Source organism: Metabacillus malikii (assembly GCF_030813355.1).
GTDB classification, from domain to species: Bacteria; Bacillota; Bacilli; order Bacillales; family Bacillaceae; genus Metabacillus; species Metabacillus malikii.
Window position 1 is genome coordinate 109,649 of record NZ_JAUSUD010000006.1, and the last position, 14,751, is coordinate 124,399.

15 protein-coding genes are annotated in these 14,751 nt (G+C 34.6%); all 15 read right to left on the reverse strand.

The window, feature by feature from the left end; all coding sequences use genetic code 11:
* Window positions 1-18: 18 nt before the first annotated feature.
* The 15 genes from tsf to fliR all read right to left on the reverse strand — a co-directional run bounded on the left by tsf (window position 19) and on the right by fliR (window position 14,749).
* The gene (gene tsf, locus J2S19_RS08205; RefSeq protein ID WP_307339892.1) at window positions 19-900 is read right to left on the reverse strand and encodes a translation elongation factor Ts; all 882 of its coding nucleotides are present in this window, start codon (window positions 898-900) and stop codon (window positions 19-21) included.
* Between the two features lie 227 nt (window positions 901-1,127).
* The gene (gene rpsB, locus J2S19_RS08210) at window positions 1,128-1,829 is read right to left on the reverse strand and encodes a 30S ribosomal protein S2 (protein WP_307339895.1); all 702 of its coding nucleotides are present in this window, start codon (window positions 1,827-1,829) and stop codon (window positions 1,128-1,130) included.
* A 202-nt stretch (window positions 1,830-2,031) separates the two neighbouring features.
* A complete protein-coding gene (locus tag J2S19_RS08215) occupies window positions 2,032-2,562 on the reverse strand; it encodes a hypothetical protein (protein WP_307339897.1) in 531 nt (176 codons plus the stop codon).
* Window positions 2,563-2,574: 12 nt separating this feature from the next.
* Window positions 2,575-2,877 (reverse strand): hypothetical protein, encoded by a 303-nt coding sequence (locus tag J2S19_RS08220; protein ID WP_307339899.1) that lies wholly within the window; start codon window positions 2,875-2,877, stop codon window positions 2,575-2,577.
* A 213-nt stretch (window positions 2,878-3,090) separates the two neighbouring features.
* Entirely contained in the window at window positions 3,091-3,858 is a 768-nt protein-coding gene (locus J2S19_RS08225; protein WP_307339901.1) for a FliA/WhiG family RNA polymerase sigma factor, read from the reverse strand.
* A gap of 42 nt (window positions 3,859-3,900) precedes the next feature.
* Window positions 3,901-4,401 (reverse strand): chemotaxis protein CheD, encoded by a 501-nt coding sequence (locus J2S19_RS08230; RefSeq protein WP_307339905.1) that lies wholly within the window; start codon window positions 4,399-4,401, stop codon window positions 3,901-3,903.
* Window positions 4,391-5,038 (reverse strand): chemotaxis protein CheC, encoded by a 648-nt coding sequence (locus J2S19_RS08235; protein ID WP_307339908.1) that lies wholly within the window; start codon window positions 5,036-5,038, stop codon window positions 4,391-4,393. Before J2S19_RS08235 ends, J2S19_RS08230 begins: the two co-directional genes overlap by 11 nt.
* Before the next feature lie 12 nt (window positions 5,039-5,050).
* Complete coding sequence (locus tag J2S19_RS08240; protein ID WP_307339911.1) at window positions 5,051-5,515, reverse strand: chemotaxis protein CheW; 465 nt, start codon at window positions 5,513-5,515, stop codon at window positions 5,051-5,053.
* A gap of 98 nt (window positions 5,516-5,613) precedes the next feature.
* Entirely contained in the window at window positions 5,614-7,656 is a 2,043-nt protein-coding gene (locus J2S19_RS08245) for a chemotaxis protein CheA (RefSeq protein WP_307339914.1), read from the reverse strand.
* A gap of 13 nt (window positions 7,657-7,669) precedes the next feature.
* The gene (locus J2S19_RS08250; RefSeq protein WP_307339917.1) at window positions 7,670-8,761 is read right to left on the reverse strand and encodes a protein-glutamate methylesterase/protein-glutamine glutaminase; all 1,092 of its coding nucleotides are present in this window, start codon (window positions 8,759-8,761) and stop codon (window positions 7,670-7,672) included.
* A gap of 4 nt (window positions 8,762-8,765) precedes the next feature.
* Window positions 8,766-9,638 (reverse strand): MinD/ParA family protein, encoded by an 873-nt coding sequence (locus tag J2S19_RS08255; protein WP_307339920.1) that lies wholly within the window; start codon window positions 9,636-9,638, stop codon window positions 8,766-8,768.
* Between the two features lie 4 nt (window positions 9,639-9,642).
* Window positions 9,643-10,791, reverse strand: a complete 1,149-nt coding sequence (gene flhF, locus J2S19_RS08260) for a flagellar biosynthesis GTPase FlhF (protein ID WP_307339922.1) — start codon at window positions 10,789-10,791, stop codon at window positions 9,643-9,645.
* Window positions 10,788-12,824 carry a flagellar biosynthesis protein FlhA gene (gene flhA / locus J2S19_RS08265; RefSeq protein WP_307339926.1) on the reverse strand — a complete coding sequence of 679 codons (2,037 nt, stop codon included), beginning with the start codon at window positions 12,822-12,824 and terminating at the stop codon, window positions 10,788-10,790. The genes flhF and flhA overlap by 4 nt, the downstream gene beginning before the upstream one ends.
* Before the next feature lie 70 nt (window positions 12,825-12,894).
* Window positions 12,895-13,977, reverse strand: a complete 1,083-nt coding sequence (gene flhB / locus J2S19_RS08270; RefSeq protein WP_307339929.1) for a flagellar biosynthesis protein FlhB — start codon at window positions 13,975-13,977, stop codon at window positions 12,895-12,897.
* Entirely contained in the window at window positions 13,964-14,749 is a 786-nt protein-coding gene (gene fliR / locus J2S19_RS08275; RefSeq protein ID WP_307339930.1) for a flagellar biosynthetic protein FliR, read from the reverse strand. Before fliR ends, flhB begins: the two co-directional genes overlap by 14 nt.
* Window positions 14,750-14,751 lie beyond the last annotated feature (2 nt).

Sequence of the window (14,751 nt, forward strand, 5' to 3'; positions counted from 1 at the left end):
CACTACTTAGATAGGAATTTATTTTTTCACTTGGTTCATAACTTCTTCTGCGAAGTTATCTTGACGTTTTTCAATTCCTTCGCCAACTTCATAACGGATAAACGTTTTAACAGTTCCACCTTTTGACTCAACAAATTGTTTTACTTTTTGATCAGGGTTTTTAACAAAGCTTTGATCTAGTAAACAAATTTCTTCAAAATATTTACCAAGGCGGCCTTCAACCATTTTAGCAACGATGTTTTCTGGTTTTCCTTCGTTTAATGCTTGTTCAGTTAAAATTTTACGTTCATGCTCAGCTTCTTCAGCAGAAACTTGGTCACGTGAAATGTATTTAGGATTAACAGCAGCAACATGCATCGCAACATCTTTAGCAGCATCTTCATCAGTAGTACCTTCTAATAGTGTTAATACACCGATTCGGCCTCCCATATGAAGATATGCACCAAATGCATCATTATCTGATTTCTCTACAATTGTAAAACGACGAAGCGTAATTTTTTCTCCGATTTTAGCAATTGCAGCATTGATGTAATCCGCAACAGTTGAGCCATTATCCATAGTTTCAGCTAAAGCAGCATCAACATCAGCTGGTTTTTTAGCTAAAAGGAAATCCGCTAATCCATTAATTAACTCTTTAAAACCTTCATTTTTTGCAACGAAGTCAGTTTCAGAGTTCACTTCTAAAATGACAGCTTCATTTCCACTTACTTTAACTGAAGCAGAACCTTCTGCAGCAATACGGTCTGATTTTTTTGCAGCCTTAGCAATACCTTTTTCACGAAGATAATCAATCGCTTGATCCATATCTCCATTTGTTTCAGTTAACGCCTTTTTACAATCCATCATTCCAGCGCCTGTTTTTTCACGTAGTTCTTTTACCATTTGAGCGGTTACTGCCATAACGGTATTCCTCCTTGAAAGTCGTATAATGTTATCATTATCATTTTGCTAGTACATCAAACATCATAACTTACTATAAGATGTCATTAGTAGTGGCATCTATTATATTTATGAGTTCTATCTACTAGTTGTACTTCATAGATTCTAAGTACTTGTTTGTATTGTCTATGTAATTTGCTTAAAAAAAGGTGATAAAAGGCCAAATCCCCTTATCACCTTTTTGCACATTAAGCAGGTGTTGTTTCTTCACCTTGTTTAGATTCTAAAATTGCATCCGCAATTTTTGCAGTTAGAAGCTTAACAGCGCGAATTGCATCATCATTTGCAGGGATTACATAATCAATTTCATCTGGATCACAGTTAGTATCAACAATACCAACGATCGGGATGTTAAGTTTACGTGCTTCTGCTACAGCGATACGCTCTTTACGAGGATCGATAATAAATAATGCATCTGGTAATTGCTTCATATCTTTAATTCCACCAAGGAATTTTTCAAGTCTTTCAAGTTCCTTATTAAGTTGAACAACTTCTTTTTTAGGAAGAACTTCAAAAGTACCATCTTCCTGCATTCTTTGAATATCTTTTAAACGTTTAATACGCTTTTGGATTGTTTCAAAGTTTGTTAATGTACCACCTAACCAACGTTGGTTAACATAGTACATTCCAGAACGTTCAGCTTCTTCTTTAACTGAATCCTGTGCTTGTTTTTTAGTTCCTACAAATAGGATTGTACCGCCTTCTGCTCCAAGTTCTTTTACGAATTTGTAAGCTTCTTCAACCTTTTTAACTGTTTTTTGAAGGTCGATGATATAAATTCCGTTACGCTCTGTAAAGATGTAACGTTTCATTTTTGGGTTCCAACGGCGAGTTTGATGACCGAAGTGAACACCAGCTTCAAGCAATTGCTTCATTGAGATAACTGACATGTGTAATTTCCTCCTAATGGTTTTGATAATCCTCCGCTTATATCATCTTTAAACATAACTGTATTAACAGCACCAATGCTTAAATCTATAAACGTGTGTAATAACACCAAAAATTAATATACCATAACAAAATCCGACAATCAAGATTAAAGTAAAACTTCTATAAATAAATTGTTCAGTACTCTGCTTTAAAATTTTACTTTTAATGCTTTTGTTGAAATTTCAGTAGTAATTCAATCTCGGTTTTTCCTTTATTTAGCTGTTTGGCAATTTTCTCTATACTATACCCTTTTTCATAGAGGTCAATTACCTTTTTTTCAAATGGTAATGGTTTATCTTCAACTTGTTCTGTCTTAATCTCTACAACATCTTTAATATCGGATAAATCTTGAAGATAATTTGGCAAATCCAATAAGTCATTTGCACCATTATTACTATCTAACTCTAACTCACTGTTTTTCTCATCTGTATTTTTACTGTGTTTTCCAACATGCTCGGAACTGTTTTCTTGCACACTAGCTGCAGAATTACTTGTTAATTGCTGAATTAGCCGATTATTCTCATCTTTCATTTCAATAAGAAAATTAGTTAAAGAATTCTCAGCCTCCTCGAGCATTGTACTTTGTGTTTCAGCAACATTTTTCATTGCGGAATATCGTGTAAATAAGACAACGATAAAATAAAATGCAACAATATGTAATAGTAAACTAATCATAAATAAAAAAGTATTCATACAACGCCTCACTTAACCAAAAAAGTCAATCGATTTTCCTTTGTAAGGATGCTCAGATTGCTCGTTTTGTTCTTCTTCTTTCTTTTGCTTTTTTTGTTGTTGCTGGTTTTGATTAGAATTCTCCTGTTTTAGCTTTATTTTTTCACTATCATTATTTTCTGGTACTTGCGTTTTTTTTATGTCATCTTCTTTTTTAATCGTATCTGCTAGTTGGTCATGAATCAGTTGTCCTCTTTGATTAAACTGCTCTTGTAATTTACCTGCATCATGGGTTCTCGGTATAGCTATTTGCAATTCAATACTTTTTAAACTCATGTGCTAAAACTCCAATCTACTTGAGCTTCTTTATTTGTTAGGCTGTTTTCGTAAAGATTTGCTTTTAACTAAGCTGTTGTTTACTGTTTATCTCCACTTCAGTACACAGCAATAGCAGGGTGGGTGGTGAGCCTCATAGCTCAGGCGGCAACGAACGAGCTGTCTTATATAAAAATAGAGCGCCCTAATAAGGCGCTACTTTTCTATCGAATATTAATGTACGACATTTTCTAAAATTTTTCTTAATTTAAATAAGGCCTTTGAATGAATTTGTGAAATTCTAGATGTTGATAAATTCATAACTTGTCCGATTTCTGTTAATGTTAATTCTTCCTTGTAGAAAAAACTAATTACAAGCTGTTCTTTTTCACTTAGTTGTGTAATTACTTCAGATAATTGGGCAATTAATTCATCTTTCAGCATTTTTTCTTCAGGTGTTTGTTGATTATCATCTTTAATTGTGAAGCCAATACCTTCGCCATCTTCTTGGTCAAACAATTGTTCATCAATTGAGAGGACATTCGCAAAAAATCCCTCATTCATAACATTCACAACTTCGCCTTCAGATAAACCTAATTCACTTGCGATTTCTTTAGATGTCACATTTCTTAAATGCTTTTGTTCTAATCTATCAATCATCGCTTCTACACGTTTAGCCTTTTCCCTTGAACTACGTGGTAACCAATCCTCTTTTCTGAGACCATCGATTATCGCTCCACGCACACGGAACGAAGCATACGTATCAAATTTCAAATCACGATTCGGATCGAATTTCTCAAGGGCATCATACAAACCAAAAAGTCCGAGACTCATTAAATCATCTTTGCTAACACTTTTAGGTAAACCAACAGAAATTCGCTGTACATGATAAGAAACAAGGGGCATGTATCTTTTGATGAGAACATCGCCTGCATGTGTGTCACGTACATCTATCCATTTTTGCCATATCGCCTGTTCTTCATTTAATGTTAATTGACTCAAAATAATCCCCCTCACAAAAAGCTACAAACTTACCTAATAATTTCATATCATTTTTGTACCTTGATTAACCGTTCTTATCATCAATTCAGATGTTTTAGGATTAAATTCTATCGTTCTGCCACTGTTTCCCCCGACATCCTCACTTACTATCTTAATATTGTAGTTTGCAAGATGTAGTTTAATTGCTTCTACATTCCTAGGTCCAATTCTCATCATGTCAGTCGATGCTTGAAAGTGAAACATTTGTGCCCCCCCGGCCATTTTTGCTGATAAATGACATTTTCTTGCACCTGATTCTGAAAGTTTCGATATTAATTCAGGAATAGCTGTATCGGCATATTTAGCAAGTTTTATCGTATCCTTATTTGCTAGCGATGAATCAGGTAACATAATATGAGCTAGTCCAGCAATCTCTTGCACTTTGTCATAGATAATTAACCCGACACATGAGCCTAGTCCAGATGTTCTTATCAGATTAGGTGACCTTACAATATTAAGATCAGCAATTCCAACTTTAATAATTTCAACTGATTCAGGTTTCATCACTTACACCTAAAGCATCAAAAAGCTTTTTAAATGAATCAGGATCAGGGAGTAAGAAGAAATGTCCTTTAACAGAATCTACATGTTCTTCACATGGGTCATCTTCTTTAATAATTGTATCAATGACTATCGCAAAGTCACTGACGTGCGATAATTCAATTAAGCCATGGCTAATGACAGCGCCAAACATATCAATTGATAATGCTGGAACTGAGGGGTAGATTGATAAATCTGTTAAATCCGATAAAGATGATAAGTATGAACCAGTAAGAATATTCCCAAGTTCTTGCAAAGCAGAAAATCCAATTTCATCGTAATCAGTTTTATGAAAGGAAAAAAGGTCATCGTTTAATAGTTGTTTTATAAATCGTTCTGCTTGTTCTATGCTTAGAACAAAGAATAAAGAGCCCGGGATTTCTCCCTCAATTCTTAAAAACACACCAGCTATAACAACCTCAGGTCCGCCAACCCACTCCATTAACTCATTGAATGATACGATTTTGACATTCGGGACATTCATGTCAATTTTTTTATCTAGTAATTTCGAAAGTGCAGTTGCTGAGTGACCTGCTCCAATATTCCCAATCTCTTTTAAGACGTCCAAATGTTTAGAAGAAATACGATTCATGTAGTCCATTAGCTAAACCACCTATACACTTAGCAATGTTCCTCTTTCTTTCACCTTTAAAACCTCATTTAAATCAATCATCACAATTAGTCGCTTATCTAACTTTGCAACACCTTTAATATATTCCACTTCTATAGAACCAACTACTTCTGGTGCTGGTTCAATAACATCTGAAGGTATATCGAGAACATCGTTAGCAGCATCGACAATGAAGCCAACATCGATATCATCTTTTGTGACAATAATCATCCGAGTATGCTCTGTTATCTCATCGCTTTTTAAGCCAAAACGGATTCTTAAATCAATAACTGGGGTCACAACACCGCGAAGGTTAATGACTCCTTTTAAATATGGTGCAGTTTTTGGGACACGTGTAATATGTTCCACTTTCTCTATAGACTGTACCTGCTGTACAGGTAATCCATATTCCTCGTCTTGCAGTTGAAAAACAATCACTTTCATATTATCCGATAAATTCTCACTCATTGGTTAGGCCCCTTTCTACACGTTTAGCCTTATTACAGATTCAGTAAACCTTTTAAATCTATTTCTATTAAACTAATCATTTCATGTAGACTAAAAAATTATTTAATTAAAGAATTGCAATCTACAATTAATGCGACTTGACCGTCACCTAAAATGGTTGCACCTGAGATTGCAAACACAGAATCTAAGTAATTACCTAATGACTTTAGAACGATCTCTTGTTGGCCTATAAACGAGTCCACGACAAGGGCCGCCATTTTTTCTCCCTTTCTTACAATGATAAGCGATACAAAATCATCATTTTCATTTTCTTGAGGGACTTCAAAAATTTCATTTAAATCAACGAGTGGGACAATCTTCCCACGGAAGTCAATTACTTTTTGATTATGTGCTTGTAATATATCTTCTTTTTTAATAACTGCAGTTTCAATTATTGAAGATAATGGAATTGCATATTTCTCTTTTTGTAATTCTACAAGCATGACAGAAATAATTGAAAGAGTTAATGGCAATTGAATCGAAAATAGTGAACCCTTTCCTTCTTCTGCATCAATAGAAACTGTTCCACCAAGTGACTCAATTGTGCTTTTAACTACATCTAACCCAACACCACGGCCAGAAATATCTGATATTTTATCAGCCGTTGAAAAGCCTGAAGAAAAGATTAGCTCATATACTTGTTTGTCCGTAAGAGTAGCAGCTATTTGTTCAGTTACTACACCTCTGTCAAGCGCCTTTTTTAAGACTCTTTCTCGACTTATCCCAGCTCCATCATCTTCAATTTCAATAAAGACATGGTTTCCACTATGGTAAGCTCTTAAATAAACATTTCCTGTTTCCGGTTTGCCATTTTTTAAACGCTCAGCTGGCATTTCAACACCATGGTCAATTGCATTTCTTAACAGATGCACCAACGGGTCACCAATCTCATCAATAACTGTTCTATCTAACTCTGTTTCTGCACCCGAAATATCTAAGTTGATTTTTTTGTTTAAATCTTTAGCTAATTGACGAATCATACGTGGAAATCTGTTGAAAACAGTCTCCACTGGAACCATTCGCATGTTTAGAATTATATTTTGCAAGTCTCCTGAAATTCTTGACATTCTCTCTACTGTTTCATCTAGTTCACTATTATTTAGATCCTTTGATATTTGCTCGAGTCTACCTCTATCGATAACAAGTTCTTCAAATAGATTCATTAAAATGTCTAATCGTTCAATGTTTACTCGAATTGTTTTAGAACTTGACTTAGCTGTGACTTTAGAAGCTTGTTCCTGACTATTACTGTTTGGTGTCTTATCTGAATCTACTACTTCATTTACCTGTCCGGTAGCTTCTTGTTGAGGTAGATTCTTTTGCGTTTTACCTGAGACAGATAAGGATGACGGGTCAAGAAGGACAACTGTTGCTTCATCAATTTCAGAAACTTTCATTACTTTTTGCTTTATATCATCAGCAGATTCCTTTGAAACAATAGATACTGTAAATTGAGAATCAAACTTCTCTTCTTCTAATAAATCAACAGCTGGTACTGATTTAATCACTTCACCAAGCTGTTCAAGAATTTCAAAAACCATATATACACGAGCAGCTTTTAATAAACAATCTTCACGTAAGGATACTGTTAATTCATATGCAGAAAAACCTTGTTCACTAGATTGTTGAATAACGGTAAATTCGAAGTCATCATACTCTTGACTTGCTAGATTCGTTTTCTCAAGCGTAGCAGCTGTTTGAGTTTTTACTAGATTACTTGTGTCTCCACTTTCAATCGCTTTAAGCATCTCAACTACTGTTGTAACATCTTTCTTTCCATCTCCACCATCAGCAATTGACAAGACCATTTCTTCTAAGTCGTCAATGGCAGCGAAAACCGCATCAAAAATTTCTGATGTCACATGAAGTTTTCCGTTACGAATCGCGTCTAATACATTTTCCATTTGATGTGTTAGATTTGCTAAGTCCTCATATCCCATTGTTGCACTCATACCTTTCAATGTATGTGCAGAACGGAATATCTCATTAACAATCGATAAGTCACTTGGATTTTTTTCTAATTCTAATATTTTTTCATTACAAGATTGTAAATGTTCCTTACTTTCTTCAATAAAGACTTCTAAGTATTGATTCATTTCCATAAGGTTACACCCCTTAATTTCGGATATATTTCATTATAGAAGTCGCTATTTCATCGACAACTTCCACTTTATCAACAAGATTTGTTCCGACTGCTGATTTAGGCATGCCATATACAACAGCTGTTTGTTCTGACTCAGAAATGGCACTGACCTCTCCTGTTGATTTTAAACGTTTTAATCCTTCTGTCCCATCAGTACCCATACCAGTCATAATGACCGCTACTTTACGATAATCTTGAATCATACTTAAAGATTCAAACATAACATCTACAGAAGGACGATGACCATTTCGAATTTCTGATTTATCTATTTTTATTACTAACGAATTACTTGATTTCAACACTTTTAAATGAGAACCACCAGGTGCAATATAAGCTGTCCCGTTTTGGACAATTTCGCCTTCCTCAGCTTCTTTAACAGTAATTGCACATAATGTATTTAACCTATTTGCTAAAGAGTGTGTAAAGCCCGGAGGCATATGCTGAACAATTAATATAGGTGCTTCTATTTCTGCAGGTAACTTTGGTAATACATGCTGTAATGCTCTGGGGCCGCCCGTTGAGGTGCCAATACATACAATTGTTTTGTTTAGTTTGCTTTTGACAGAAGAAATAGTACTTTCTTCTCTATATGTGTCTATTTTACTATATCTAACCTTTTGTTGGGGATAAATTTTTGTATTTTTAACATGTATATTTTTCAAGTTTGCTTTTACAGCAGTTTTTACTATACTAATTAATTGCTCTTTTATTTTGTATAGGTCTAAAGATATAGCTCCTGAAGGTTTTGATATAAAATCAAATGCACCGTACTGTAATGACTTGATTGTATTTTCTGTACCTTCTTTAGTTGTACTTGATAGCATGATAACAGGTCTAGGAAAGCGTTCCATAATTGTCTTTAAAGCTTCTAAGCCATTCATAAGAGGCATTTCTACATCTAATGTAATAACGTCTGGATTTAGAAGTTCTACCTTAGCAAGAGCATCCTTTCCATTTCTAGCAATACCTATCACTTCAATTTGTTCATCTTCCTGTAGAAAATCAGAAATTAATTTCCTCATGAAAGCAGAATCATCTACGACAAGAACTCTAACTTTATTCATTTTGTTACCTACCTTTCATGAAGAAATGCTTAAATTTCGTAATAAAAGGTGTCGTTGATTGTTCGACTGTTTCATTCATACTACTTTTATTTATAAATTCTTCAGATATATTTACTATTGCTCTACTTGCCGGACAGTTTGGCTGAAAATTGATGAAAGGCTGCTGGTTAATAACTGCCTTCATAATCGTTGAATCGTCAGGAATTGTTCCTAAATAAGTAACCTCTCGTTTCATAAAGTTAATCATTGTATTTGATAATCTTTTAAACGTAATTTCACCTATTTTGCGATTATAAACTCGGTTAATCACAAGCGTAAGCGGTATCGTAGAATCGTGTATTGAAACTTGTTTCATCGCAGCATATGCATCTGTCATTGCAGTTGGTTCTGGTGTAGTAATGACAATAATTTCATCAACTGACAAAATAAATCTTAAGCTTTCTTCTGAAATTCCTGCTCCCATGTCAAAAATGATATAATCATATGCTTTAAATAAATATTCCAGTTCTGCTGTAAACCTCTGAAACTGGTCGTCATTTATCTTAAAGATAGAACCTAACCCAGTGCCTCCTGATATATAGTCGAGGTCTGTTTTAGGGTCATTAGTTATAAGGTCGGTTAAAGGGATTTTTTGTTCAAAATAATCCACAATCGAGTATTTTGAACTTTCACCGATTAATATATCAATATTCCCCATGCCGATATCTAAATCGAATAACAAAACTCGTTTATGAGCTTTTCCAAGAGCTATAGCAAAATTTAACGAAAAGTTAGATTTACCTACACCGCCCTTGCCGCTCATTACCGCTACTGACTTCGCTTGTGATTTTAATGATTTTAGTCGCTCTCTTAAACGTGCTGCTTGATCATTCATCATATCACTACCTCAATATCTGTTCGACAATATGTTTTCTCGTAGATTCCTCGATGTCATCTGGAACATTTTGACCATGTGTTGTATAAGCGATGCCTTTTTTCGTTTGAATCATCACATCAAATAAAGGACCTCTCGTAGCCGTTTCATCTAGCTTTGTTATGATTAACTTATCTATAGGGATAATGGAAAACTGCTTATAAACAGCTAACATATCAGTTGACTTCGCAGTTGCTGCTAACACAAGAAATGTTTCCATATCCTCATTGAAATCGATGATTTTTTGCAAGTCTGTTACATATTGGGACTCTAAAAAGTTTCTTCCAGCAGTGTCAATTAAGATATAATCGTAAGAATGCAATTTTTGCTTCGCTTGTTTAAAATCTTCAAGATTATAACAAACCTCTATTGGGATATTTAATATTTTTGCATACGTTTTTAATTGGTCTATTGCAGCAATTCGGTATGTGTCAGTTGTAATAAAAGCTACCTTTTTCTTTTTTTGAATAACGCATTCAGCTGCTAGCTTTGCTAATGTTGTTGTTTTACCTACTCCTGTAGGACCAATAACATTTATATATTTTTTTTGATAAGTAATTCCTCCGAAGGATAAATCGCTAAGCTGGGATTCAAAGTATTCTCTTTGTTTATCCTCTAGTTGTTCCGTACTAGGATTTTCATTTTGTTGATACCAAAAAGCTAAAAGTTCTGACATTGCCTGATTTCTTAGAGATACATTGATTTCCTGCTTCGTCATCTTTTCTAATAATCTTTTTAATGGTTCAGGATATAAACTAATTTGTTCCTGATTTGACATTGATTGAATTAAGCTTTTTAGTTCTTTCACTTCTGCTAATAAATATGGATTTATTTCGTTCGTCTGAATTGACCCTTTTGATTGTGTTGCATCTATTCTCTCTAGTTCGTGTTGTTTGGCTTTACTAGTATAAGAAGGTCTAGACATTTTTTTATCATCTACTGGCATATCTGGGTCAATTGCAGCAATAACTTCAATTTTTTTCTTCGTAAATAAACCTAGAAATCCTCCAGTATTAATTACCTTAGAATTTAATATAACTGCGTCATTTCCCATCTCAGTTCTGATTTTTTTCATTGCTTCTTGCATAGATGGTGCGACAAATTTTTTTACCTTCATTCTACATTCACCACTCCAACACTCTGTACTTCAACATTTGCTTCTAGTTCATTATAAGATAATATCGGTACTTGTGGGAAATACCTATCTGTTAGTTGTCTTACATACATGCGAACAGCAGGTGAACATAATAAAATCGGTGTTTGCTGTTGTAAGGACAGACTCTCTACTTCTTTTGCTATCGCTTCAATAATAGCTTGAGATATCTCCGGGCTCAATGACAAGTAATTTCCATGCTCAGTTTGTTGAACACCTTCTGCAATCATTTTTTCTACTTTCCCGGATAATGTTACGACCTTCAATAGCTGGTCTTGATCAACGTATTGTGTTGTTATTTGTTTTGCCAAAGCTTGTCTTACATATTCCCCTAAGAGCTCTGTATCAGCTGTCATTTTTCCAAAGTCAGCTAATGTTTCAAAAATAATCGGTAAATTACGAATCGAAACTTTTTCACGTAAAAGTTTTGCAAGAACCTTTTGAATATCACCGATACTTAATGGTGTTGGAGTAACTTCTTCCACAAGAATTGGATATGATTCCTTCAAGTGATCAATTAATTGTTTCGTTTCTTGTCTTCCCAATAATTCATGTGCATTTTGTTTTATCACTTCTGTAATATGTGTCGAGACAACAGAAGGTGGATCAACAACTGTATAGCCAAACATTTCAGCTGTATCTTTCGTTTCCTCTGTTATCCATTTTGCAGGGAGACCGAAAGATGGTTCTACAGTATCAATACCTTCTATTGAATCTTCCTCTATTCCTGGTGCCATTGCTAAATAATGGTCTAGTAAGATTTCACCTTTTGCTACTTCATTACCTTTTATTTTTAAGCGGTACTCATTTGGCTGTAGTTGAATGTTATCACGTATTCTCACAACTGGAATGACGATACCAAATTCAATTGCAAGTTGTCGTCTAATCATGACAACGCGATCGAGAAGGTCTCCACCTTGATTTGTATCTGCTAACGGAATTAATCCATATCCAAATTCAAATTCGATTGGGTCAATATTTAATAAGTTGACAACACTTTCCGGACTCTTCATCTCATCCATTTCAATTTCTTGTTCAACTTCTTCCTCGTCTTGTGCAGGTGTATCCTTAGATTTAGAAATCATGTACCCTCCAAATGCTAATAACCCAGCAATTGGTAAAGTTAATAATAGTCCAATTGGTGTGAATATTCCTAGCAAAAAGATCGTACCACCTGCTACGTACAGCATCTTTGGGAAAGCAAACAACTGTGATGTAATATCTGATCCTAAATTTCCTTCGGAAGCCGCTCTTGTCACAACAATACCTGTTGCTGTAGAAATTAATAGGGCTGGTATTTGGCTCACTATCCCATCCCCAACTGTAAGTGTTGTGTAAAGTGAAGCAGCCTCACCAATTGAAAGTCCTTTTTGCATCATCCCAATTATGATTCCAAATATGATATTAATTAATACCATAATAATCCCTGCAATCGCGTCACCTTTAACGAATTTACTAGCTCCGTCCATTGCACCATAAAAATCCGCTTCGTTCGCTACCTTTTCACGGCGTTCTCTAGCTTGTTGCTCAGAAATCATACCTGCATTCAAATCCGCATCAATACTCATCTGTTTCCCTGGCATCGCATCTAGAGTGAACCTCGCAGCTACTTCAGAAACACGCTCAGAACCTTTTGTTATAACAACGAATTGAATGATAATTAATATGATAAATACAACCATACCTACTAATACATTTCCACCGGTTACGAATGTACCGAACGTTTCAACAACCTTTCCTGCATCACCTTCAGCTAATATTGCACGTGTTGTTGATACATTTAGCCCTAATCTAAATAATGTTAATAATAATATTAAGGAAGGAAAAATTGAAAATTGTAACGGTTCACTCATATTCATTGATGTAAGGATTACTAACAATGCAAGAGAAATATTGATAATAATCAAAAAGCTTAGCAACCATCCTGGAAATGGAATGATAAGCATGGCAATAATTAAAATAACACTAAGTAAAACTGATAAATCTCTTGCTTTCATATTTTTACCTCTCCTTAAAATCAAGTCCGCACTTATTTCTATTAACACTTAAGATATTCAATCATTCGTACTAAATAATCGATTTAGATTGATAGACATATGCAATAATCTCCGCCACTGCTTGAAAGAACTCCTCTGGTACTGCTTGTCCAATATCAACTTGCGCATAAAGTGCCCTTGCTAGTGGCCGGTTTTCTACCGTCATCACTTCATTATCTTTTGCTATTTGTTTAATTTTTTGGGCAACTAAGTCAACACCCATTGCAACAACAAAGGGTGCATCCATTTTTGTTTCATCATATTTTAAAGCAATCGCATAGTGAGTTGGATTTGTTATGACAACATCAGCAGTTGGAACATCTTGCATCATTCTACGCATCGCCATCTCTCTTTGCTTTTGCTTGATTTTCGATTTTATTAAAGGGTCCCCTTCGGACTTCTTATGTTCATCTTTAATATCTTGCTTTGACATTCTTAAGTTTTTTTCATAATCGTATCGTTGATAAAGATAGTCTAATAAAGATAGAAAAAGTAAAGCCCCTGAAGCAAATAGCCCCATTTTAACAGTAAGTGAAGCAATAAAGCGAAAAGATTGCTCTACTGTCAGTTGCGATAAACGTAAAATACTATCAATATCTAGCCATAGGACAAAAAAGGTGACAAAACCTACAAAAGATATTTTTAAAAGTGATTTTAACAATTCCACAATTGCTCTCATAGAATAAATTCTTTTAAAGCCCTTTATCGGGTCAAGTTTATTTAACTTCATTTGGATTGCCTCTGTGGAGAATAAAAAACCTACCTGCATATAATTGCTAACAACACCTGCCACTAAGGCAACACCCATAATCGGAGCAAGAATCATACCTGCTTGATATGCTAAAGTGATAAATAAATCTTGAATGTTCTCGTCCGTAATATCCATTAATAAATAATCTTGAAACATACCAGTCATTAAGAGCAGGAGTTTATCTTTCATAAATGCACCGATAAATAAAAAGGAAAGGAAAATAGTTAAAAGTGATAATGCGGTATTTACATCTGCACTTTTAGCGACCTGACCCTTTTTCCTGGAATCTTGTTTTTTCTTCGGTGTTGCTTTCTCCGTTTTTTCACCGGAGAAAAACTGTAAATCTAATTTAATCCATTCCATTACCTACCCCTCCAAACAATTCCATAAGGCCCCTCATTGTAATTGTCATCGTTTCAAACAGGTGTTGCATCAACACGAATAAACCACCCATCACGAAGATGAGCATGATGAAACTAACACCAATTTTTAATGGTAAACCAACTACAAAGATATTTAACTGAGGTACAGTTCTTGCAACAATGCCTAGTGCTATATCAACTAAAAATAGCGACCCGACGACAGGAATCGACATTTGGAAAGCAATAATAAACATAGAATTAAAAGACTGTATAATAAATTTCGCAATGTTCTCATTTTCTAACGATAAAAAGGCATCTATAGGCATAAATTGATAGCTATAATAAACACCATCAAGTAATAGATGATGCGCATTAAGACTAATCATTAAGAATAAAGCGAATGTATATAAAAATTGACCAATTAATGGACTTTGCGTTCCTGTTTGAGGGTCAATTACATTTGCAATCGCAAAACCCATTTGGAAATCAATAAAACTACCTGCGATTTGTACAGCAGCCAGAATGAGATATGCTATAAATCCGATCGCTAAACCGATGAATGCCTCTTTTAAAATGAGTAAAAAGAAGTTACCATCGATAGGAATGACTGGAGGATCCAATGTTAATAGCATAATCCATGCTAAAAAAAATGAAAAACCAATTTTGAAGATATTTGGAATATTTCGGTATGAAAATAAAGGTAATGTTACAAAAAAGGCACTTACCCTCATGAAAACTAACAAAAATGCAGGAAAATTATCTAGTATCGTCATAT